The organism is Azospira sp. MPR-LB4 (genome assembly GCF_058809525.1).
This window is the reverse complement of the sequence record NZ_CM179521.1, coordinates 179,202-202,041: the sequence shown is the minus strand read 5'-3', so window position 1 is coordinate 202,041 and position 22,840 is coordinate 179,202. Positions and strand designations below refer to the sequence as shown.

Here is a 22,840-nt window from a genome sequence, read left to right as displayed (position 1 = left end):
CCAAGGAGGATACATTGAAAGTCCTGGTACCAGTAAAGCGGGTGGTGGATTACAACGTCAAGGTGCGCGTCAAGAGCGACGGTACCGGCGTTGATATTGCCAACGTCAAAATGTCCATGAACCCCTTCGACGAAATCGCCGTCGAAGAGGCCGTTCGCCTCAAGGAAGCCGGCATCGCCAGCGAAGTGATCGTGGTCTCCGCCGGTGTCGCCGGTTGCCAGGAAACCCTGCGCACCGCCATGGCCATCGGTGCCGACCGCGGCATCCTGATCGAATCCGACGCCGACCTGCAGCCCCTGGCCGTGGCCAAGCTGATCAAGGCCGTGGCCGACAAGGAACAGCCCCAGGTGGTGATCTTCGGCAAGCAGGCCATCGACGACGACTCCAACCAGACCGGCCAGATGTTCGCCGCCCTGCAAGGCTGGCCCCAGGCCACCTTCGCCTCCAAGGTGGTGATCGCCGACGGCAAGGCCACCGTGACCCGTGAAGTGGACGGCGGCCTGGAAACCCTGGAAATGGCCCTGCCGGCCGTGGTGACGACCGACCTGCGCCTCAACGAGCCGCGCTACGCCACCCTGCCCAACATTATGAAGGCCAAGAAGAAGCCCCTGGAAACCATCAAGCCGGAAGACCTGGGCGTGGACGTGGCCCCCCGTCTGAAGACCCTGAAGGTGGCCGAGCCCGCCAAGCGCCAGGCCGGCGTCAAGGTGGCCGACGTGGCCGATCTGGTGAGCAAGCTGAAGAACGAAGCGAAGGTGATCTAATGGCTATCCTCGTCATTGCCGAACACGACAACCAATCCCTGAAGGCGGCGACCAAGAACGCCGTCACCGCAGCCGCCAAGATCGGTGGTGAAATCCATGTGCTGGTGGCCGGTTCCGGCTGTGCCAACGCCGCTGCCGAAGCCGCCAAGCTGGCCGGTGTGGCCAAGGTGAAGGTGGCCGATGCCGCCCACTACGCCGACCAGACCGCCGAAAACATCGCTGCCCTGGTGGTGGCCAACGCGGCCGGCTACAGCCACATCGTTGCCCCCGCCACCACCAACGGCAAGAACTTTGCGCCCCGCGTCGCCGCCCTGCTGGACGTGGCCCAGATCTCCGACATCGTCGGGGTCGAGTCCGCCGACACCTTCGTGCGTCCCATCTACGCCGGCAATGCCCTGGCCACGGTGCAGTCCGCCGATGCCGTGAAGGTCATCACCGTGCGTACCACCGGCTTTGAAGCCGTGGCCGAAGGCGGTTCCGCCGCAGTCGAGGCCATCGCCGCCGGTCCCGACCTGGGCAAGTCCAAGCTGGTCTCCCGGGAACTGACCAAGAGCGAGCGCCCCGAGCTGACCGCCGCCAAGATCATCGTTTCCGGTGGTCGCGGCCTGGGTAACGGGGAGAACTACAAGACCCTGCTGGAGCCCCTGGCCGACAAGCTGGGTGCCGCCCTGGGCGCTTCCCGCGCCGCCGTGGATGCCGGCTTTGTGCCCAACGACTACCAGGTGGGCCAGACCGGCAAGATCGTCGCGCCCCAGCTGTATATCGCCATCGGCATTTCCGGCGCCATCCAGCACCTGGCCGGCATGAAGGACTCCAAGGTCATCGTCGCCATCAACAAGGACCCGGAAGCTCCCATCTTCCAGGTGGCCGATTACGGTCTGGTGGCCGACCTGTTCGAGGTCGTGCCCCAACTGGCCGCCGCCGTCTAAGGCAGTCGCAAGCACCGCAGGAGCCGGGCATGAACCTGCCGGACAACCTCCTCGACCCGGCCCTGCACTGGCTGGGCTGGGGGCTGTTCGCCGCAGTCTTCCTGCTGGCCCTGCGCCGCGCCCCCTGGGGCCGGCTCGGCGACAGTGCCCAGTCCAACGTCTGGCTGGGCACCATCGTCATCCTCACCCTGCTGTGGAGCATCAAGGCCGGCGTCCTGCCCGGGCTCGACCTGCACCTCCTCGGCGCCATGACCTTCACCCTGGAGTTCGGCCCCTGGCTGGCCTTCGTCGGCCTTTCCCTGGTGCTGGCCGGGATCACGGTCAACGGTGCCGCCGGCTGGGAGAGTTTCGGCCTCAACGCCCTGGTCATGGCCGGCCTGCCGGTGCTACTGGCCTACGGCATCTACCGTTTCAACCAGCGCCGGCTGAGCAAGAACCCCTTCGTCTTCATCTTCGCCAACGGCTTCTTCGGTTCGGCCCTGACCATCCTGGCCACCGGCGTCGCCGCCAGCGCCCTGCTCTACCTGGGCGGGGCCTACCCGCTGGAGAAGCTGCTCGACGACTACCTGCCCTATTTCCTGCTGCTGGGCTTTTCCGAAGCCTGGCTGACGGGAATGGTCGTCACCATCCTGGTGGTGTACCGCCCCCAGTGGATCAGCACCTTCGACGATTCCATCTATCTCGCCAAGAAGTAACCCAAAAGCAACAACCATTAATCAAAGGAGAAAGCGCGAATGAGTCAATACAATGCCCCCCTGCGTGACATGCACTTCGTCATGAAAGAGCTGGCCGGCCTGGAACAGGTCGTGCAACTGCCGGGCTACGAGGAAGTGGACACGGACCTGTCCGACGCCATTCTGGAGGAAGCCTCCAAGTTTGCCGGCAACGTCCTCTCCCCCATCAATTTCAGCGGCGACCAGGAAGGCTCCAAGTGGCACGACAAGGCCGTCACCGTGCCCGCCGGCTTCAAGGAAGCCTATACCCAGTTCGCCGAGAACGGCTGGACCGCGCTGGCCTGTTCCCCCGAGTTCGGCGGCCAGGGCCTGCCCAAGCTGATCTCCACCGCCGTCAATGAAATGTGGAAGTCGGCCAACATGGCCTTCTCCCTGTGCCCCATGCTCACCACCGGAGCCATCGAGGCCCTGATGACCGCCGGCTCCGACGCCCTGAAGCAGAAGTTCCTGCCGAAGATGGTCAGCGGCGAGTGGACCGGCACCATGAACCTGACCGAGCCCAGCGCCGGGTCCGACCTGGCCGCCGTGCGCACCCGCGCCGAGCCCCAGGGTGATGGCAGCTACAAGATCTTCGGCCAGAAGATCTTCATCACCTACGGCGACCACAACATGACCGAGAACATCGTGCATCTGGTGCTGGCCCGCCTGCCCAATGCACCGGAAGGCGTGAAGGGTATCTCCCTCTTCGTCGTGCCCAAGTTCATGGTCAAGGACGACGGCTCCCTGGGCGAACGCAACGACGCCTACTGCGTCTCCATCGAACACAAGCTGGGCATCCACGCCAGCCCCACCGCCGTCATGGCCTTCGGTGACCACGGCGGTGCCGTCGGCTACCTGGTGGGCGAGGAAAACCGCGGCCTGGAATACATGTTCATCATGATGAACGCCGCCCGCTTCGCCGTCGGCATGGAAGGCGTGGCCCTGGCCGAGCGTGCCTACCAGCAGGCCGTGTGGTACGCCAAGGACCGCATCCAGGGTACCGAACTGGGCGTGCGCGGCGGCCCCAAGGTCTCCATCCTCAAGCACCCGGACGTGCGCCGCCTGCTCATGAGCATGCGTTCCCAGACCGAAGCCGCCCGGGCCCTGGCCTACGTGGTGGCCGCCGCCATGGACGCCGCCAAGCACCATCCGGACGAAGCCGTCCGCGCTGCCAACCAGGCCTTCGCCGACCTGATGATCCCCGTGGTCAAGGGCCACAGCACCGAGATGTCCATCGAGGTGGCCTCCGAAGGCGTGCAGGTGCACGGCGGCATGGGCTTCATCGAGGAAACCGGCGCCGCCCAGCACCTGCGCGATGCCCGCATCACCGCCATCTACGAAGGCACCACCGCCATCCAGGCCAACGACCTGATCGGCCGCAAGATGGCCCGCGAAGGCGGCGCCACCATCAAGGCCGTGATCGCCGAGATGCGCAAGCTGGACGCCAAGCTGGCAGCCCAGAACGGCGCCGACTTCGTCGCCATCCGCAAGCGCTTCGCCGCTGGCGTGGATGCCCTGGAACAGGCCGCCAACTGGATCGTCGCCATCTTCAAGGACGACATCAAGGCAGCCCACGCCGGTTCCGTGCCCTTCCTGCGTCTGCTGGGCATCGTTGCCGGCGGCTGGCAGATGGCCCGGGCCGCCCTGGTGGCCCAGGAGAAGATCGCCGGCGGCGACAGCGACCCGTTCTACGCTGCCAAGATCGTCACCGCCCGCTTCTTCGCCGATCACCAGCTGACCAAGGCCCAGGGCCTGACCGACTCCATCGTCGATGGCGCCACCGGCACCCTGGCCCTGGCGGAAGAGCTGTTCTGATCCCCTAGCGGCAGTCGCTGCACCTCACAACGGGCCCTGCGGGGCCCGTTGTCTTTTCTGCCACCGGAACCAATCAGGCGGCCTGGGCCTCGTGGTCCAGATGGAAGCGCCGGGTCAGGCTGGCCATGGAACTGATGTTGATGTCCGCCACCAGCACCCCGTCGATGACGCTGCCTTCCCGCAGGGGCACGGCCAGGGTGATGCAGAAATCCTCGGTGGCCGAAGAGAGGTAGATTTCCGACACGTAGGGCTGGCCCCCTTCGGCCACGTGGGCGAAATAGGGTTGTTCGCTGCGGTCCACGCCGACGCCGCCGGCCTTGATGCGGCCGTACATGTCCGGGTTGATCCAGTTGGGGTAGCGCTGCACCCCGGCACCATCCAGTTCGAACACCATCTCGAAGAAGGGATAGCTGCGGAACCAGGCATCCAGGGCGTGGGGGTCCCGGCTGCGGGGCGCGCCGATGAAGTCGGCCAGGGCGGCAATGGCGTTTTCCTTCCACAGGCCCAGGCCGTGGTTGTGCTGCTGCTTGATCATGGCCGGCGGCACGCCTTCCACCACGATGACGCTGCCCTGCTCCACCTTGCCCACCTTCTTCAGGGCCGCCGCCCGTTCCGCCGCCGCCACCGCATTGGCCAGGCGGCCGGTGCTGGCATTGACCACCGCCACCGAAATGCTGGCGATGGGATGGGCCAAGCCGTCGTCGGTGAGGAAATGACCCCGGGCGATGTCCTCGTGGTCGTAGAGGTGGGAGGCCAGGGCCTGGAACTGTTCCATGATGGAAAGCAGCTCGTCGGTGAGCCCCGGCCCCATGCTTTCCATGACCAGGATGAAGTCGTCGCCGCCGATGTGGCCGAGCAGACATTCGGGACGGCCGACGAAGGTATGGCGCAGCAGTTCGGCCAGGGTGCGGATCATGGCATCGCCGCGGATGAAGCCGTAGCGGTCGTTGTAAGCCTTGAAGTGGTCCAGGTCGATATACACCAGGCACACGGTCTGGTTCTCCGCCAGACGGGATTCCAGGGTATGGCGCAGGCTGGGGCCGGTGGGCAGGTGGGAGAGCGGATGCAGGTTGCTGCCGTTTTCCCGCCGCGCCAGCATCTGGGCGATCAGGGTCATGGGATGGATCACCCCCAGATACTGCCCCTCGTTGGAGGTGACCACCCAGGGATCCGAATCCTTGCGGTCGTGGTAGAGGATGCGGGCCAGGGCCGGCGTCGTCAGGCGGTGCGGCAGATTGCGCGCCACCGGTTCGCACAGTTTGCCCAGGGTGCGGGCCGCCGCCGACAGCACCTTGCCCCGCCGCACCAGGCCGATGGGCTGGCCCTGGTCGGTGACGATGGCCAGGGGCAGGGACGGGGCTTCCTGGAAGATCTGCCGCGCCTCCGGCACCGAGGCGCGCAGGTCGATGGACTGCCAGGGGTCCATCAGGTCCGTCAGCTGGAAACGGTCCCGGGGCCGGGAGCGGCAGGAATCGTCCTGGCGCGGCAGGGGAGCCACCTCCGGCTCGGTGAGCAGCTGGGGCTGGGCGAAATAGAAGCCCTGGGCATAGCTGATGCCCATGTCGCGCACGAAATTGACGTCCTCCGGCCGTTCCAGGCCTTCGGCAATGACCGTGGCGCCGAGGCGCTGGGCCATGGAGACGATGGCCTCCAGCAGCACCGAGCGCACCCGGCTGCCCTGGGCACCGTGCACGATGCTGCGGTCCACCTTGATGAAGTCGGCCCGCACCGCCGCCAGGGTGGACAGGCCGTTGAAGCCGGCCCCCATGTCGTCCAGGGCGATGCGAAAGCCCAGGGTGCGCAGGGCTTCGCAGCTGTCGGCGAGGACATTGGGGTCCACCCGCTCCGACTCCACCACTTCGATCACCACCTCGCGCCGGTCGATGCCGAGGCGGTTGAGGTGCTCCACCATGCGCTGGGTCCACTGGCTGTGCAACATGTTCTGGGGCAGCACGTTGAGGAACAGGGGCGTGCCCGCCGGAATGCGGTTGGCCTTGGCCTCCAGGGCCATGAACTGGCACTCCAGGTCCAGGTCCGCCTCCCGCCCCAGCTGCCCGGCCAGATGGAAGGCCTCGGCGCCGCTGAGCAGACGCCCCTGGGGATGCTCCAGACGGCACAGGGCCTCCAGGGCGAACACCTGGCCGTCCTGGGTCATGTCCACCAGGGGCTGGAAGTGCATGCGCACATGGGGCCGCAGGTCCCCCAGCATCCAGGCGTGGAGCCGGCGGGCGTAGAGGGTGTTGAAAGGCAGGGCCAGTTGCAGGGTGGGCACCAGGCCCAGGCTGGCCTCGCTCTGGTCGCAGTGGACGGCCAGGGTTTCCTTCAGGGTTTCCCGGTTGGTTTCCGCCGCCAGGCTTTCCATGAGCTGGTCCAGGGCGGCGTTGTCCGCCGCGTCGAAGCGCCACACGTGGCGATCGACCTGGCGGCCACCGAGCATCGGCCAGAGGGAGGGAACGTAGGGTCCGTCGTACTTGAGAAAGAGACACATGGGGATGCAGGGCCAGGAGAGATGACAGCTTTGCTTAGCAACCCCCGGGCCACCCCCGGCTTTTGACCGGATTACGGGCTGTGCCGGACATCCACCCCGCACCGCAACCGCCATCAACGCACCAGGATGGAGCAGTCCTTCGCCGACTTTCCCGGTGGGCACCGGGATGGTGCATTTGACTCAGAAGAAGCGATCCGGCGTCAGCCGCAAGCCCACGGAAAACCACTGGCTGTCCCGGCCCCCGTCCACCTGGCGCCCCACCGTGGCATCCACCTGGACCCGCTCGGGCACCACGAAAAAGCGCAGGCCGGTCTGCCAGTAGGGCTTGACCCGGTTGTCGCCGAAGGACTCGGCAATGAGGCTGGCCCGCTCATGCACCCACCACTCGCCCCCCAGGCCCCAGGTCAGGTTGTGACGCTGGCTGGCCCGGTCCTTGAGCCAGCCCACATTGGTGTGCAGCACCACCCGGTCGTCGAGGAAGGAAAAGGAAGCCGGCAGGTAGGCGTAGGTATTGCCCAGCAGGTTGGGCCCCGCATTGACGCCCGGATGGGCGATCTTCCCCACCGCCAGACCCCAGCCCCAGCCGTTGCTTTCCAGGGGCTTGAAGAGGGTCTTGGCCTGCAGCACATAGTCGTCGCTGCGGGGAGCGTGATCGTTGTGGGCCATGCCGGCCCCGGCGGTGATCTCGAAATTGCCGCCCGGATTGCAGGCCGGCAGCATCCACAGTTCCCGGCTCTGGGGATAGATGCGGGCCCAGCTTTCCAGCTGGCAGCTGCCGGCCGTGGTCAGCCGGGCATCGTCGGTGACGAAGGGCCGGGCGGCAAAGGCCAGGGAAGGCAACAGCAGGAACAGGGCAAGGCAACGGATGAACATAAAAAAAAGCGCCGTCTCGGGGACGGCGCATTTTAGGACAAGAAGGTGACCGTACGGTTACATATTGGGGTAGTTCGGCCCTTCGCCGCCCTGGGGCACCACCCAGGTGATGTTCTGGGTCGGGTCCTTGATGTCGCAGGTCTTGCAGTGCACGCAGTTCTGGGCGTTGATCTGCAGGCGGGGATTGGAGCCGTCGGCCTCCCGCAGGATTTCGTACACCCCGGCCGGACAGTAGCGTTGCTCGGGCGCGTCGTACTGGGCCAGGTTGACCTGGATCGGCACGGCAGCATCCTTCAGCTGCAGGTGACAGGGCTCGTCTTCCTCATGATTGGTGTTGGAGAGGAAGACGGAGGACAGCCGGTCGAAGGTAAGCACGCCGTCGGGCTTGGGATAGGCGATGGGGGTACAGTCCTTGGCCTTCTTCAGCTTGAGGTGGTCCGGGCCGCTGTGGTGCAGGGTCCACGGCGCCTTGCCGCCGAACAGCTTCTGATCCACGCCGAACATGAAGCCGCCCCAGTGCAGGCCCTTGCTCATCCAGGGCTTGAAGTTGCGGGCCTTGTACAGTTCCTCGTAGAGCCAGGAGGCCTTGAACTTCTCCGGATAGGCGGTCAGTTCATCAAAGCTGCGCTCGGCGGCCAGGGCCTCGAAACAGGCTTCGGCGGCCAGGGAACCGCTCTTGATGGCGCAGTGGGAACCCTTGATGCGGGAGGCGTTGAGGAAGCCGGCATCGTCGCCGATCAGCACGCCGCCGGGGAAGGTCAGCTTGGGCAGGGACTGCAGGCCGCCGGCAGTGATGGCCCGGGCGCCGTAGGAGACGCGCTTGCCGCCTTCGAGGAATTCGCGGATCTTCGGATGGGTCTTGAAGCGCTGCATCTCCTCGTAGGGAGACAGGTGGGGATTGTCGTAACCCAGGCCGACGACGAAGCCGACGGAAACCAGGTTGTCTTCCATATGGTAGAGGAAGCCGCCGCCGTAGGTGTCGTTGTCCATGGGCCAGCCACCGGTGTGCACCACCAGGCCGGTCTGGTGCTTCTCGGGCTTGATCTCCCACAGTTCCTTGATGCCGATGCCGTACACCTGGGGATCGGCGTCGGAGGCCAGGTTGAACTTGGCCTGGATCTGCTTGCCCAGGTGGCCGCGACAGCCTTCGGCGAAGAGGGTGTACTTGGCATGCAGCTCCATGCCCAGCTGGAAGGCGGGGCCTTCGCTGCCGTCCTTCAGGCGGCCCATGTCGCCGGTGGCCACGCCCTTGACGGAGCCGTCCTCGTTATAGAGCACTTCGGCGCCGGCAAAGCCCGGGTAGATTTCCACGCCCAGGTTTTCGGCCTGCTGGCCCAGCCAGCGACAGACGTTGCCGAGGGAGATGACGTAGTTGCCTTCGTTGTGGAAACAGCCGGGCAGGAGGCCGTTGGGCACCTGCCAGCCGCCGTCCTCGGAGAGGATGAAGAAGCGGTCTTCGGAGACCGGGGCATTGAGGGGAGCGCCCTGCTCCTTCCAGTCGGGGATCAGCTCGGTCAGGGCCTTGGGGTCCATCACCGCGCCGGACAGAATGTGGGCCCCGATTTCGGAGCCCTTTTCGATCAGGCAGACACCGCATTCCTGCCCGTTGGCGGCCGCCAGCTGCTTCAGGCGGATCGCCGCCGCCAGACCGGCCGGGCCGCCGCCGACGATCAGCACATCGTATTCCATGGATTCGCGTTGCATGTCCTCGCTCCGTTCAGATTGTTGTTATGGGATTGTTACAAGCCAAAATTTGCGAATACTATACGCTAACGTATGGTAGCGTTTCAATCACCCCAAACCACACAAGAAAATACCATGGAGACAAAACGTAAACTCATCCTCACCAGCCATATCCCCATCCGCTGGGGCGACATGGATGCCTACGGGCATGTGAACAACACGGTGTACTTCCGCTATATGGAACAGGCCCGCTGCGAATGGCTGGAACAGCTGGGCTACACCGTGGGCCCGGTGGGCGAAGGCCCGGTCATCGTCAATGCCTCCTGTACCTTCCTGCTGCCCCTGACCTACCCGGGCACGGTGGAGGTCAAGCTCTTCGCCGGCCATCCCGGGCGCTCCTCCATTCCCACCCATTACGAACTGCGCCTGGTGGGGGACGACACCCTCTACGCCACCGGCGAATCCAAGGTGGTGTGGATCGACACCGGCAGCGGCAAGTCGGCCCCCATTCCGGAAAGCCTGCGGGCCTGCCTGCAAGACCTCTAGATCCCGGCAGCACCCGGAGACGGGGGCAATGTACCTCCGTCTCCCATAAAAACGATGGAGACAAGATGAACACCGCCCACGATCTGCTGTGGCGGCCCGGCCCCGAACGGGTGGCCGCCGCCAACCTCACCCGCTTCATGGGCGCCGCCAGCCAGGCGGCCGCCGCTCCCCTCAACGATTACGACGCCCTCTGGCAATGGTCCGTGGACCAGCCCGCCGCCTTCTGGTCCCTGCTGTGGGACTTCTGCGGCGTGGTGGGTGACAAGGGCGGCACCGTCCTCGAAGACGGCGACAAAATGCCCGGCGCCCGCTGGTTCCCGCAAGGCCGTCTCAACTACGCGGAAAACCTGCTGCGTTTCAGCGGCCCGGAAGACGCCCTGGTCTTCTGGGGCGAGGACAAGGTCAAGCGCCACCTCTCCCGGGATGAACTGCGAGCCCAGGTCTCCCGCTTCCAACAGTTCCTTGAGGACGCCGGCGTGCAGCCCGGGGACCGGGTGGCGGGCTACCTGCCCAACCTGCCGGAGACCCTGATCGCCATGCTGGCCGCCGCCTCGCTCGGCGCCATCTGGTCCTCCGCCTCTCCGGACTTCGGCGTTCAGGGCGTGCTGGACCGCTTCGGCCAGATCGGCCCCAAGGTCCTCGTCTGCGTGGACGGCTACTGGTACAACGGCAAGGCCGTGGATTGCCTCACCAAGAACGCCGAGGCCGCCGCCCAGCTGCCGACCCTGGAGAAGGTGGTGGTGGTGCCCTACCTGGCCGCCACACCCGATATCGGCGCCATCCCCAAGGCCGTGACCTGGGATCAGGCCCTGGCGCCCTTCTCCGCCACGGCGCCGGCCTTTGCCCGCCTGCCTTTCAGCCATCCCCTCTTCATCATGTATTCCTCGGGCACCACCGGCGTGCCCAAGTGCATCGTCCATTGCCACGGCGGCGCCGTGCTGCAGCACCTCAAGGAACACCAGCTGCAGGGCGACGTGAAGCCCGGCGACCGGGTCTTCTACTTCACCACCTGCGGCTGGATGATGTGGAACTGGCTGGTCTCGGGCCTGGCCTCCGGCGCCACCCTGCTGCTCTACGACGGCAGCCCCTTTGCTGATCAGGGCAAGGTTCTCTTTGACTACGCCGACGCCGAAGCCATGACCCACTTCGGCACCTCGGCCAAGTTCATCGATGCCGCCGCCAAGATGGGCCTCAAGCCCCGGGAGACTCACAAGCTGCAAGCCCTGCGCTCCCTCTTCTCCACCGGCAGCCCCCTGAGCCCGGAAGGCTTCGACTACGTGTACCGGGACATCAAGCCGGAACTGCAGCTGGCCTCCATTTCCGGCGGCACCGACATCATTTCCTGCTTCGTCTTAGGCGCCCCCACCCTGCCCGTCTACCGTGGCGAAATCCAGTGCCGGGGACTGGGCATGGCGGTGGACGTGTTCGACGACGACGGCCAGCCGGTGCGCCGGCAAAAGGGCGAACTGGTATGCACCAAGCCCTTCCCGGTGATGCCCGTGGGCTTCTGGAACGACCCCGACGGGGCCAAGTACCACGCCGCCTACTTCGAGCGCTTCCCCAACGTCTGGTGCCACGGCGACTTCGCCGAGCTGACCGAGCACAACGGCATGGTCATCTACGGCCGCTCCGATGCCACCCTCAACCCGGGGGGGGTGCGCATCGGCACGGCGGAAATCTACCGGCAGGTGGAACAGCTGGAGGAAGTGGTGGAATCCCTGGTCATCGGCCAGGACTGGCCCCCGGGCAAGTACGACGACGTGCGGGTGGTGCTCTTCGTGAAATTGCGCGACGGCCTTACCCTGGACGACGCCCTGAGCGTGCGCATCAAGGAGCAGATCCGCCGCAACACCACGCCGCGCCACGTGCCGGCCAAGGTGGTGCAGGTGCGGGACATTCCCCGCACCAAGAGCGGCAAGATCGTGGAACTGGCGGTGCGCAACGTGGTGCACCAGCGGCCGGTGAAGAACGTCGAGGCCCTGGCCAATCCGGAAGCCCTGGAAGAGTTCCGGGAACGGCCGGAACTGGCCAGCTGAGAGAAAGCCACCCGGGGGCAGCGGCAACGCGGCGCCAGCCCCCGGACCGGCCCGGAGGGCTCCCCTCATGGCACCTGGCCTGGAAAGCAGCAGGGACGCGGCAGACGGAGCATGATGCCGCAAAACGCCCGTCCCCCGGGCATCCCGGGGCATGGGCTTCAGAACAGCTCGATTTTCTTGCCTGCCGGCGGTACCGGCTTGGAGAGGCTGTTCGCATAGGCCTCTTCCTCCCGGCTGACCTGGGCGACGATGCTCTGGGTCACCGGCATACGCATGCAGAAGGCGTCGCCCGTGCCCGGCACGAACACCACCTTGCGCGACCAGGGGCCCAGCACGTCGGAGGCCAGCACCGGGATGTTTTCCCGCTGCAGCCACTCGGTGGCGAATTCCACATTGCGCTCGCCGATGGAGGTGAGGATGGCGGAAACGATGTTGCCGCCGCCGAACATCTTGGCCACCAGCCGCCGCTTCTGGCCGCCCTGGGCCAGCAGGGCATTGACCAGCACTTCCATGGAATAGTCGCCGGAGAGGATGGTGTCCGGGTCCAGCTCCCGGTCCTTGCCCCGGCTGGGCAGGAGAAAGTGGTTCATGCCGCCGATCTTCAGCTGGGGATCGAACAGGCACACCGCCACACAGGACCCCAGCAGGGTGGAAATGGGCCGCCCCCCGGCCACGGACCAGCCGCCAGGACGGATCACATGGGCGATGCGATCCAGTTCCTTGCCGGTCATCTTGGAATAGTCGGGGGTGGGAGTCACGGGGCCTGCACGCTGAAAAAAGAAAACAGGGCCAGAAGGTATATCAGATACGACCGCCAGCATAGGCAGAAATTCCGCATGGGGCGGCCTTCCGCCACCGGCGGCCCATCTGTCGCCCCGTATGCCACCCGGGAAAAAGGAATCGTCGCCGACCTAAAAAAGCATCGACAAATATTCCAATGCCATCTATTAATAGAAATGGGCGCTGCAGTACCGACTCCCCCGGGCGCTCCGAACAGAGCCTGCACGTAGGCTCCCCCTTGGCCGGACGGATTCCATCGTCCGGTATTTTTTTGCCCGCGTCTCAGGCCGGATCGGCCAGCAGGCCGCGGTAGAGATGGGCCTTGATCTCCGCTAGGTCCATCTCCGCCGAGCCCAGCCGGGGCAGGACGTCGCGGAAGGCCAGGATCATCGCCATGGCCCCGAAAATGCCGACGTGGAACAGCACCGGGTCGGAAGGACGCAGCAGCCCCGCCTCCATGGCCTCCAGCCAGAAGGGCACCAGGCCGTCGCAGGAGGGACGCAGCAGGCGGGCCACCAGGAAGTCGCGACGCTCCCCCGGCAGCGGCATCTCGCGCATGATCAGCATGGTCACGGCGGGCCGCTCGATGAGCTTTTCCACGAACACGTCCAGCACCCGGGTGACCCGCTCGGCGATGGGCCAATCCCCTTCCATCAGCGGCACCAGCTCATGGCTCAGGGACTGCTGGAAATCGGCCGCCATGGATTCCACCATCGCCTGCCACAGCCCCTCCTTGGAGCCGAAGTGGTGGAAGATCATGGCCACGTCGAAGCCCGCCGAGACGGCAATGGCCCGCAGGCTGGCGCCGGCGAAACCGAGTTCGGAGAAAGCCAGCAAGGCGGCGGCCAGCAGCTTTTCGCGGCTGTCCACATCGGTGCTGCGGGGGCGCCCGGGACGGCGCGGGGATGAAGGTGGCGAGCTCATATTCGGAGCGCAAAGATATCACGTTCGGCCAGGCACAGACGGTTACAAAGAGCCCCTTGTCATTATTAAACGATCGCTGAATAATGGATCGACCCGGGGCCGGCCTGCAAATGGCCGACCATCAGGCTCCGGGACGGCTTTCCATCCAATCCAAGAACAGGAGTCACTCATGTCAGAAAAGCTGAACTTCGCCTCCTTGGCCTCGCTTTCCCAGGCCAACAACGCCTTGGCCACCTCCTTCCTGGGGGCCACCCAGGTCTATTTCGACACCATCCAGAACCTGGCCGAACTCAATTTCGGCGCCGTGCGGCAAATGCTGGAAGACGAGGCGGCGGGCTACAAGCAACTGCTCGGCAGCACCAGCGTCCAACAGGCGGTGGATATCCAGACCGGCCTGGCCCATACCCTGCTGAAAAACGGCACCGCCTATGCCCAGGCCGCCTACGAGCTGACCACGACCGCCGCCGGAGAACTGGCCCCCGTCATGCAAAGTCAATATGTAGAATGGCAGGCAGCCGTGGAGGATGGCGCCCGCCAGACCGCCGCCACCCTGCCCTTCGGCAAGGACTTGGCCCTGGCCGCCATCAAGCAGGGTGGCGCCCTGACCCAGTCGCTGCAGCAGGTCGCCGCCGCCATGCCGAAAGCGGCCGCAAAAAGCAAAAAATGATGTTCTCCCCGGGGGCCGCCAGCGGCCCCCGCCCGATAGAAAGGAGACCCCATGCCCCCCGCCGTCGCCACCTCTTCCCTCCTGCCCCTGATCTCCCCGGCCGCCCAGGTGCTGACGCCCCTGCAGGCCGACAGCGCCACCCAGCGCCTGGATCAGCACGTGCACGCCACCATCGCCCAGCTCACCAACTCCCTCTCGCCCCTCACCATGGCCATGGCCATGATCGACTGGGCCGGGCATCTGGCCGTCTCCCCCGGCAAACAGCTGGAACTGCTCAAGCTGGCGGCGACGGAAGCCGCCGCCCTGCAGGCGGCCCAGCTTTCCATGCTCAACGAGGGGCCGGACTTCGTCGCCCCCTGGAGTACCGACCGCCGCTTCAAGGAAGAGGCCTGGCACCGCTGGCCCTTCAATGTCATGCAGCAGTCCTTCCTCCTCACCGAGCGCTGGTGGAAGGCGGCGACCCACGGCATCTGGGGGGTCTCCGCCCACCACGAACGCATCGTCTCCTTCGCCGCCCGGCAGATTCTTGACCTGCTCTCCCCCGGCAACAGCCCCCTCACCAATCCGGTGGTGCTCGAACACACCATCCGCGAAGGCGGCCAGAACCTGTGGCGCGGCATGGCCCATCTGCAGGAGGACCTGCAACGGGCCATGAACAACGAGCCCCCCGCCGGCAGCGAGGATTACGTGGTGGGCCGGGACGTGGCGATCACCCCGGGCAAGGTGGTGGCCCGCACCCGGCTGATGGAACTGATCCAGTACTCCCCCACCACCGCCAAGGTCCATCCCGAGCCCATCCTCATCGTGCCGGCCTGGATCATGAAGTACTACATCCTGGACCTCTCGCCCCACAACTCCCTGATCAAGTTCCTGGTGGACCAGGGCCATACCGTCTTCTGCATTTCCTGGCGCAATCCGGACGAGGAAGACCGGGACCAGGGCATGGACGATTACCTGGAAAACGGCTTCTTCGCCGCCCTGCAGGCCATCAACGACATCGTGCCCAAGCGCCGGGTGCACGCCACCGGCTACTGCCTGGGGGGCACCCTGCTGGCGATTGCCGCCGCCGCCATGGCCCGGGACGGGGACGAGCGCCTGGCCTCCATCACGCTCCTGGCCGCCCAGACCGACTTCACCGAGCCGGGGGAGCTGGCCCTCTTCATCGACGACAGCCAGATCAGCCTGCTCGAGGCCCAGATGGCGGAAAAGGGCTACCTCTCCGCCGGCCAGATGGCGGGCGCCTTCCAGCTGCTGCGCTCCTACGACCTGCTGTGGTCGCGCATGGTGAGCCAGTACCTGCTGGGCGAACGGGGCGCCATGAACGACCTGATGGCCTGGAATGCGGACACCACCCGCATGCCGGCCCGCATGCACAGCCAGTACCTGCGCCAGCTGTTCCTCAACGACGACCTCAGCGAAGGCCGCTACCAGGTCGGCGGCCGGCCCGTGTCCCTGGGCGACATCACCATCCCCGTCTTTGCCGTGGGCACGGAAAGCGACCACGTGGCGCCCTGGCGCTCGGTGCACAAGATCCACTACCTGAGCCCGGCCGAAGTCACCTTCGTCCTCACCAGCGGCGGCCACAATGCCGGCATCGTCAGCGAACCCGGCCACCCGCGCCGCCACTACCGCCTCCACACCCGGCCCGCCGGCGAGGTGTACGTGGCCCCCGAGCAATGGCTGGAGGAAACGCCCACCCGGGAAGGCTCCTGGTGGACCGCCTGGCAGGAATGGCTGGCGGCCCGTTCCGCCGCCCCCGCAGCGCCGGCCAAGACCGGCTCCAAGCGTTATCCGCCCCTGGAAGACGCCCCCGGCAGCTACGTCCTGCTGAAGTAGGCAGCCGGCTCCGGGGCTGCGCTCCCGCCGCCCCCGCCGCGCTGCGGGTAATATGCCATCAGGCCCCCGGACGACCGCCCGGCCTGGCGGCCCGCCCCGGAGCGCCGCCGGGCGCCCCTGACAAGCGCCACCCTTCCACCAGCCCCTGGACTTCCGATGAAAAAGATCATGTTCTCCGGCCTCCCCGCCGACGTCAGCGAAAGCGGACTGCGTCAGGCCCTGGCGCGCTTCGGCCCCGTCGGCGAGATCGCCATCGTCCGCGACGGCGACCCGCAACAGCCCATCGCCATCGTCGAGATGCGCATCACCGACCAGGCCGCCTTCGACCTCACCACTCGCATCACCGACATCTGGCACGACGGCCGGCGCATCAACGCCTGGGTGCTGCTGCACTGAAACGCACCCCATGCCTGCACCGCCGAGCGAGGCCGCCATGCCCGCCGCCCCCCTCACCGCCTGCCACGAGTGCGACCTGCTGCTGCAGCCGGTGGTCCTGACGCTGCCCCGCAGCCGGGCCCACTGCCCCCGCTGCGGCGCCCGCCTCTACAGCTTCCACCGGGACCGGCTGGAGAAAATCCTGGCCCTGACCCTGGCGGCCCTGGTGCTGCTGCTCACCGCCAACCTGTACCCCATCGTCGGCCTCAACATCCAGGGCAACTACACCGAAACCACCGTCATCGGCGCCGTCCGGCACCTCTGGCAGGATGGCCGGGAGGCCCTGGGCGGCCTGGTGCTGCTGACCACGGTGCTGATGCCGGCCATCGAGCTGGGCGCGGTGCTGTGGCTGGTGCTGCCCCTGTGGCAGGGACGCCGCTCACCGGCCTTCGCCCCGGTCTTTCGCGCCTTCCGCCTGGCCCATCCCTGGGCCATGGTGGAGGTGTTCATCCTCGGCGTCCTGGTCTCCCTGGTGAAGCTGGCCCACCTGGCCGACGTGCTGCCGGGGCCGGCCATCTGGTGCTTCGGCGGCCTCATGCTGCTGCTGGCCGCCCTGGCCGGCCTGCTCGACGGCCATACCCTGTGGCAGGCCTGGGACGAGGCGCGCCCGGACGACGGGGCCAAGCCGGCATGAGCCGCCGCCATACCGCCGCCAGCCAAGGGCTTGCTGTCTGCGAGGTTTGCGGCCTGCTGGCTTCCCTGGAACAGCACGAACACTGCCCCCGCTGCCAGGCGCCCCTGCACCTGCGCAAGCCGGACAGCCTGGCCCGCACCTGGGCCCTGATGCTGGCCGCCTACGTGCTCTACCTGCCGGCCAACCTGCTGCCCATCATGGAGACCCGCTCCCCCTTCGGCACCCAGCACGACACCATCATGAGCGGGGTGGTGGTGCTGTGGGACACGGGCTCCTGGGAACTGGCCCTGGTGGTCTTCTGCGCCAGCATCGTGCTGCCCATGCTCAAGCTCTTTTCCCTCACCTACCTGCTGCTCAGCGTGCACCGCGGCTCCCACCGCAACACCCGGCAGCGGGCCCGGCTCTACCGGCTGCTGGAACTGATCGGCCGCTGGTCCATGCTGGACGTCTACGTGGTCACCCTGCTGGTGGCCCTGGTCCAGGTCCAGTCCCTGGCCATCATTTCCCCCGGCCCCGGGGTGGTGGCCTTCGGCGCCGTGGTGGTGCTGAGCATGCTCGCCACCATGGCCTTCGACCCGCGCCTCATCTGGGACCGGGCCGTTCCCCAGACCGTACCCCCTGACACTTCTGCCGCCTCCGCCGAGGAACACCGCCATGCCTGACGACACGCCCCTGCCCGCCGCCGAGACGGTCCGCGTCACCCCGCCCCGCCGCCGCCCCACCCTGGTGTGGATCATTCCCCTGCTGGCGGTGGCCCTCAGCCTGGGCCTGGGCATCAAGGCCCTGCTCGAGCGGGGGCCCCAGATCACCCTGCAGTTCGCCCGGGCCGAAGGCCTGGAGGCCAACAAGACCCGCCTCAAGTACAAGGACGTGGACATCGGCACGGTGACGGACATCACCCTGAGCCCGGATCGCAGTTCGGTCCAGGTCAAGGTCCAGGTGAATAACAGCGCCAAGGGCCTGCTGGTGGAGGACAGCCGCTTCTGGGTGGTGCGCCCCCGGGTCACCGTGGGCGGCGTTTCCGGCCTCGCCACCCTGCTCTCCGGGGTGCATATCGCCATCGACCCGGGCCAGTCCGGCAGCGACGCCCGGGAATTCGTCGGCCTGGAGGAGCCGCCGGCCATCACCAGCGACACCCGGGGCAGCCAGTTCAAGCTCAGCAGCGACACCCTGGGTTCCCTCGACATCGGCGCCCCGGTCTATTACCGGCGCATTCCGGTGGGCCGGGTCATCGGCTACGCCATGCAGCCCGATGGCCGCGGCGTCGATGTGCAGATTTTCGTGGATGCCCCCTACGACCGCTTCGTCAGCCCCAATTCCCGCTTCTGGCACGCCAGCGGCGTCGATGTGGCCATGGATGCGGACGGGGTCAAGCTCAACATGCAGTCCGTGCTCAGCCTGATGCTGGGCGGCGTCGCCTTCTCCAGTCCGGAAGGGGAGCCCGGCGAAACGCCGGCAGCGGCCCCCGCCGCCAGCACCTTCGTCCTCCATCCGGACCAGGCCACGGCCCAGCGCATTCCCGACAGCAGCTACCAGAAGTACGTGCTCATCTTCCGCGAATCGGTGCGGGGCCTGACGGTGGGCGCCCCGGTGGATTTCCGCGGCATCACCGCCGGCGAAGTGTCCCGCATCGACCTGGATTTCGACCAGACCACCAAGAACTTTTCCATGGCGGTGGAGATCAAGCTCTACCCGGAACGCCTCAGCCGCCGCAGCCGCGGCATGGGCAACGCGGAACCCAGCCGCAAGGACATCCGGGAAGTGCTCAACGCCATGGTGGCCCGGGGCTTCCGCGCCCAACTGCGCACCGGCAACATCGTCAGCGGCCAGCGCTACGTGGCCCTGGACTACTTCCCCAACGCCAAGCCCGCCGCCATGCGCTGGGGCAAGGGCATTGCCGAACTGCCGACCCAGCCCGGCAGCCTGGACTCCCTGCAGGACCAGCTGGAAACCATCGCCACGACCCTGCAGCACACCCTGCAGCACACGGACAAGCTGATCACCCGCCTGGACCGGGAAGTGGTGCCGGAACTGGCCGACACCCTGCGCGATGCCCGCAAGGCCCTGGACCAGGCCAACAAGGTCCTGGCCAGCGACGCCCCGATGCAGCAGGAAGTGCGCGACACCCTGCGGGAAGTGGGCCGGGCCGCCAGCGCCGTGCGCAACCTGGCGGACCTGCTGGAACGCCAGCCCGAAGCCCTGCTCAAGGGCAAGAAGGACGATTGAGAGGATTGAGAGAAATGCCGACCATGCCCACGCGCCGCCCCATCGCCGCCCCTTCTACCCTTTCCGCCTTCGCCGCCGGCCGGCGCGGCGCCCTCGCCATCCTGGGCACTGCCCTGCTCCTGACGGCCTGCGGCACCACACCCAAGGCCAGCCTCTACACCCTGGACGACGGCCGCCCCGGCGGCCAGGGCAACGGCCCCAGCGTGCTGCTGCTCAGCGCCAGCCTGCCCGAATTGCTGGACCGGCCCCAGCTGGTGCTGCGGGGCCCGGACCAGCGCATCTTGCTCAGCGAACAGCAGCGCTGGGCCGAGTCCCTGCGCAGCGGCATCGCCCGCAGCATCGCCGCCGACCTGGGGCGCCTGCTGGCCTCTTCCCGGGTGGCGGCCCTGCCCAACGGCGCCCCCCATTTCGACGCCGACTTCCGCCTCACCCTGCACGTGCAGCGCCTGGAGGCCCAGGTGGGCCGGGGCGTCGATCTGGATCTGCTGTGGACCCTGCAGCCGCGGCAGGGCAAGGAGCTGCTCGGCCGCAGTCAGGTGCACGAGCCGCTGGCGGCGGGAAGCGAAACCATGACGGGCGACGGCGGCGCCGCCGCCCTGGTGGCGGCCCAGCGCCGGGCTCTCAGTCAGGCCGCCGCCGAGATAGCCGCGGCCATCCGGAGCCAACCCCTGCCGGCTGCAGCCCAATAGGGACGGCCACCTTCAGGCACAGCAGGCCGGGAGCAAGGCGCCATGCGCCTTCCCGGCCACCCTCACTTTGAGGCCGCCACCTTCCTGGGCGGCGGCCCCGACTGTCCCCGCCTTAACCCAGGGCCCGGGTGACGATCTCGAACACGTCCCGGGACAGGCCGGGATGGTCCCGCAGACTCTCCAGGGCCGCCCGGCTGTGGACCTGGCGGCCGGCGTCGAACTTCTTCCAGCGATCGAAGCAGCGGGCCAGGCGGGAAGCCACCTGGGGATTGCGGGCGTCCAGGGCCTTGATCTGCTCGGCGAAGAAACGATAGCCGGCGCCGTCGGCGGCGTGGAAGCGCACCAGGTTGGCGCCGAAGGTGCGCAGCAGGGCATAGACCTTGTTGGGATTGCCGAGGTCGAAAGCCGGGTGGCCGGTGAGGCGCTGCACCGTGGCCAGGGTGTCGGGCTGGCGGCTGGAGGACTGCACCGCCAGCCATTTGTCCACCACCAGGGCCTCGCCCTGCCAGCGCTGGTAGAAGGCGGCCAGGGCCGTCTCCCGCTCGGGGCAGTCGCCCAGCACGTTGGCCAGGGCGGCCAGGGCGGCGAACTGGTCGGTCATGTTGTCCGCGTCCTCGAACTGGCGCACGGCCAGCTGGCGCATGCCGGCGGTGTTGAATTCCAGCAGGTAGGAGAGGCACAGGTTGCGCAGGGCGCGGCGGCCCGCATCCTCGGCGCTGGGCTGGTAGGGACCGCTGGGGGCCAGTTCCGCATGGACGGCGGCCAGCTCGGCCCGCAGGCCCTCGGCCAGGGAGAGGCGCAGATGGTTGCGGGCGGCGTGCAGGGCGTCCGGATTCACCTCCTCCAGCATCTCGGCCAGGGTGGCCTCGCCGGGCAGGGTCAGGGCTTCGGCGACGAAGGCGGCGCCGGCCTCTTCATGGCTGCCGAGCAGGCGGCGGGCGGCGGCGATGAAGCCTTCCGGCACCACCGGCGCCTGACCGGCGGCGATGGCCGCGGTGGCTTCCAGGATCAGGCGGGAGGCCAGGCGCTGGCCCGCTTCCCAGGCGTTGAAGGGGTCGCTGTCGTGGGCCAGCAGCAGGGTCAGGTCGGCGTCGCTGTAGGCGAAATCCAGCACCACCGGGGCGGAGAAGTCCCGCAGCAGGGAAGGCACCGGAGCCTCTGCCACGTCCTCGAAATCGAAGCGTTGGGTGCTCTCGGTGAGCAGCAGGGTGCGGCTGTGGCCGGCCAGTTCCTGGCCCTGGCGGTCGAACAGGGCGACGCGGATGGGGATCAGGTAGGGTGCGTTGTCCGAAGCCTTGGGGTTGCTCTGGGTGAAGCTCAGGCTGTAGCGCTTAGCCGCGGCATCGTAGCTGGCCTCGGCCTTGACCTGGGGCGTGCCGGGCTGGCTGTACCAGCGCATGAACTGGGTGAAGTCGAAGCCCGAAGCGGCGGCCATGGCAGCGACGAAATCGTCGCAGGTGACGGCCTGGCCGTCGTGGCGGCGGAAGTATTCGTCCATGCCGGCGCGGAAGGCTTCGCGACCAATCAGGGTCTGGATCATGCGCACCACCTCGGCGCCCTTTTCATAGACCGTGGCGGTGTAGAAGTTGTTGATCTCCATGTAGGAGGCTGGCCGCACCGGATGGGCCATGGGGCCGGCATCCTCGGGGAACTGGGCGGCGCGCAGGCCGCGCACCTCGCGGATGCGGGCGGTGGTGGGGTTGTGCAGGTCGGCGCCGAATTCCTGGTCGCGGAAAACCGTCAGACCTTCCTTCAGGGAGAGCTGGAACCAGTCCCGGCAGGTGACCCGGTTGCCGGTCCAGTTGTGGAAGTACTCGTGGGCCACGACCCGGTCGATGTTCTCGAAATCCACGTCGGTGGCCACGTCGGCCCTGGCCAGCACGTATTTGGTGTTGAAGATGTTGAGGCCCTTGTTCTCCATGGCCCCCATGTTGAAGTCGCCCACGGCCACGATCATGTAGTGGTCCAGGTCGCACTCCAGGCCGAAGCGCTGCTCGTCCCAGGCCATGGATTTCTTCAGGGCCAGCATGGCGTGGGGGCACTGGTCCAGCTTGCCCGGCTCCACGTAGATGGCCAGCTGCACCGTGCGACCGCTGGCGGTGGTGAAGGTGTCGCGCAGCACGTCCAGCTTGCCGGCGACGACGGCGAAGAGGTAGCAGGGCTTCTTGAAGGGGTCCTGCCAGCGGGCCCAGTGACGCCCATCGGCCTCGTCGCCGCTGGCGACGGGATTGCCGTTGGCCAGCAGCACCGGCAGGGCCGCCTTGTCGGCGTGCAGGGTGACGCTGAAGGTGGCCATGACGTCGGGCCGGTCCGGGAACCAGGTGATGCGGCGGAAGCCCTGGGCCTCGCACTGGGTGAAGTAGCCGTCGGCGGAGCGGTAGAGGCCGGAGAGCTGGGTGTTCTTTTCCGGCACGATGCGCACCACGGTCCGCAGGGTGAACTGCTCGGGCACCCCAGGGATGGTCAGGGTTTCGGTTGACACCGTGTACTCGCCGGCTGCCAGCACCCGGCCGTCGATGGCGACCGATACGGTTTCCAGCTCTTCGCCATCCAGCACCAGGGCCTGGGCCCCGGCGCCCGCCGGATTGCGGCGACAGGCCAGGGTGGCAGTGACGGTGGTGCTGCCGGGGCGGATGTCCACATCCAGGTCCACCGTGTCCACCAGATAGGCGGGCGGGGTGTAGTCCTTCAGGTAAATGGTCTGGGGCGTTTCGGTTTTCATGGTCGGCGGGGGCCGCGAGCGCAGCCGCGAAAATGGGGAACAGGCGGCAATGATACGCCAGCCCTCCACCGCGCCCGGAG

The 22,840-nt window shown here is 67.1% G+C and carries 19 protein-coding genes; 13 read left to right on the top strand and 6 right to left on the bottom strand.

Annotated features, from left to right (window positions below; translation table 11 throughout):
- Positions 1 to 14 precede the first annotated feature (14 nt).
- From AC3QLZ_RS00885 to AC3QLZ_RS00870, 4 genes are read left to right on the top strand one after another with little or no spacing between them, the layout of a single operon-like run.
- Positions 15 to 764: an electron transfer flavoprotein subunit beta/FixA family protein gene (locus AC3QLZ_RS00885; RefSeq protein ID WP_014237360.1), complete on the top strand. Its 750-nt coding sequence runs from the start codon at positions 15 to 17 to the stop codon at positions 762 to 764.
- Positions 764 to 1,693, top strand: coding sequence for an electron transfer flavoprotein subunit alpha/FixB family protein (locus AC3QLZ_RS00880; RefSeq protein WP_014237359.1), 930 nt, complete (start codon positions 764 to 766; stop codon positions 1,691 to 1,693). Before AC3QLZ_RS00885 ends, AC3QLZ_RS00880 begins: the two co-directional genes overlap by 1 nt.
- Before the next feature lie 29 nt (positions 1,694 to 1,722).
- Positions 1,723 to 2,388, top strand: coding sequence for an energy-coupling factor ABC transporter permease (locus tag AC3QLZ_RS00875; protein ID WP_014237358.1), 666 nt, complete (start codon positions 1,723 to 1,725; stop codon positions 2,386 to 2,388).
- A gap of 39 nt (positions 2,389 to 2,427) precedes the next feature.
- Positions 2,428 to 4,221, top strand: a complete 1,794-nt coding sequence (locus AC3QLZ_RS00870) for an acyl-CoA dehydrogenase (protein WP_014237357.1) — start codon at positions 2,428 to 2,430, stop codon at positions 4,219 to 4,221.
- A 73-nt stretch (positions 4,222 to 4,294) separates the two neighbouring features.
- Here AC3QLZ_RS00870 and AC3QLZ_RS00865 read toward each other — a convergent pair whose 3' ends face one another.
- The 3 genes from AC3QLZ_RS00865 to AC3QLZ_RS00855 form a co-directional block, all read right to left on the bottom strand.
- Entirely contained in the window at positions 4,295 to 6,709 is a 2,415-nt protein-coding gene (locus AC3QLZ_RS00865) for an EAL domain-containing protein (RefSeq protein ID WP_014237356.1), read from the bottom strand.
- 180 nt (positions 6,710 to 6,889) lie between these two features.
- The gene (locus AC3QLZ_RS00860; RefSeq protein ID WP_014237355.1) at positions 6,890 to 7,582 is read right to left on the bottom strand and encodes a PA4824 family protein; all 693 of its coding nucleotides are present in this window, start codon (positions 7,580 to 7,582) and stop codon (positions 6,890 to 6,892) included.
- Positions 7,583 to 7,639: 57 nt separating this feature from the next.
- Entirely contained in the window at positions 7,640 to 9,286 is a 1,647-nt protein-coding gene (locus AC3QLZ_RS00855; RefSeq protein WP_014237354.1) for an electron transfer flavoprotein-ubiquinone oxidoreductase, read from the bottom strand.
- Positions 9,287 to 9,400: 114 nt separating this feature from the next.
- On the opposite strand from AC3QLZ_RS00855, the gene AC3QLZ_RS00850 reads away from it, so the two are divergent.
- Together AC3QLZ_RS00850 and AC3QLZ_RS00845 are read left to right on the top strand one after the other, a co-directional pair.
- Positions 9,401 to 9,811 (top strand): acyl-CoA thioesterase, encoded by a 411-nt coding sequence (locus AC3QLZ_RS00850; RefSeq protein ID WP_014237353.1) that lies wholly within the window; start codon positions 9,401 to 9,403, stop codon positions 9,809 to 9,811.
- 65 nt (positions 9,812 to 9,876) lie between these two features.
- Entirely contained in the window at positions 9,877 to 11,847 is a 1,971-nt protein-coding gene (locus tag AC3QLZ_RS00845) for an acetoacetate--CoA ligase (protein WP_014237352.1), read from the top strand.
- Between the two features lie 158 nt (positions 11,848 to 12,005).
- On the opposite strand, the gene AC3QLZ_RS00840 is transcribed toward AC3QLZ_RS00845, so the two are convergent.
- Together AC3QLZ_RS00840 and AC3QLZ_RS00835 are read right to left on the bottom strand one after the other, a co-directional pair.
- Positions 12,006 to 12,605: a chemotaxis protein CheD gene (locus AC3QLZ_RS00840; RefSeq protein ID WP_014237351.1), complete on the bottom strand. Its 600-nt coding sequence runs from the start codon at positions 12,603 to 12,605 to the stop codon at positions 12,006 to 12,008.
- A 304-nt stretch (positions 12,606 to 12,909) separates the two neighbouring features.
- A complete protein-coding gene (locus tag AC3QLZ_RS00835; RefSeq protein WP_043798111.1) occupies positions 12,910 to 13,497 on the bottom strand; it encodes a TetR/AcrR family transcriptional regulator in 588 nt (195 codons plus the stop codon).
- 223 nt (positions 13,498 to 13,720) lie between these two features.
- On the opposite strand from AC3QLZ_RS00835, the gene AC3QLZ_RS00830 reads away from it, so the two are divergent.
- From AC3QLZ_RS00830 to AC3QLZ_RS00800, 7 genes are all read left to right on the top strand, one after another.
- Entirely contained in the window at positions 13,721 to 14,218 is a 498-nt protein-coding gene (locus AC3QLZ_RS00830; RefSeq protein ID WP_014237349.1) for a phasin family protein, read from the top strand.
- A gap of 51 nt (positions 14,219 to 14,269) precedes the next feature.
- Positions 14,270 to 16,054: a PHA/PHB synthase family protein gene (locus tag AC3QLZ_RS00825; RefSeq protein WP_014237348.1), complete on the top strand. Its 1,785-nt coding sequence runs from the start codon at positions 14,270 to 14,272 to the stop codon at positions 16,052 to 16,054.
- 156 nt (positions 16,055 to 16,210) lie between these two features.
- Positions 16,211 to 16,450, top strand: a complete 240-nt coding sequence (locus AC3QLZ_RS00820; RefSeq protein ID WP_014237347.1) for an RNA recognition motif domain-containing protein — start codon at positions 16,211 to 16,213, stop codon at positions 16,448 to 16,450.
- A 10-nt stretch (positions 16,451 to 16,460) separates the two neighbouring features.
- Positions 16,461 to 17,123 (top strand): paraquat-inducible protein A, encoded by a 663-nt coding sequence (locus AC3QLZ_RS00815; RefSeq protein ID WP_202945969.1) that lies wholly within the window; start codon positions 16,461 to 16,463, stop codon positions 17,121 to 17,123.
- Entirely contained in the window at positions 17,120 to 17,785 is a 666-nt protein-coding gene (locus AC3QLZ_RS00810; RefSeq protein WP_014237345.1) for a paraquat-inducible protein A, read from the top strand. Before AC3QLZ_RS00815 ends, AC3QLZ_RS00810 begins: the two co-directional genes overlap by 4 nt.
- Positions 17,778 to 19,349 (top strand): PqiB family protein, encoded by a 1,572-nt coding sequence (locus tag AC3QLZ_RS00805; RefSeq protein ID WP_014237344.1) that lies wholly within the window; start codon positions 17,778 to 17,780, stop codon positions 19,347 to 19,349. Before AC3QLZ_RS00810 ends, AC3QLZ_RS00805 begins: the two co-directional genes overlap by 8 nt.
- Before the next feature lie 14 nt (positions 19,350 to 19,363).
- Complete coding sequence (locus AC3QLZ_RS00800; RefSeq protein WP_014237343.1) at positions 19,364 to 20,038, top strand: PqiC family protein; 675 nt, start codon at positions 19,364 to 19,366, stop codon at positions 20,036 to 20,038.
- Positions 20,039 to 20,150: 112 nt separating this feature from the next.
- Here AC3QLZ_RS00800 and pepN read toward each other — a convergent pair whose 3' ends face one another.
- Positions 20,151 to 22,760 (bottom strand): aminopeptidase N, encoded by a 2,610-nt coding sequence (gene pepN, locus AC3QLZ_RS00795; protein ID WP_014237342.1) that lies wholly within the window; start codon positions 22,758 to 22,760, stop codon positions 20,151 to 20,153.
- Positions 22,761 to 22,840 lie beyond the last annotated feature (80 nt).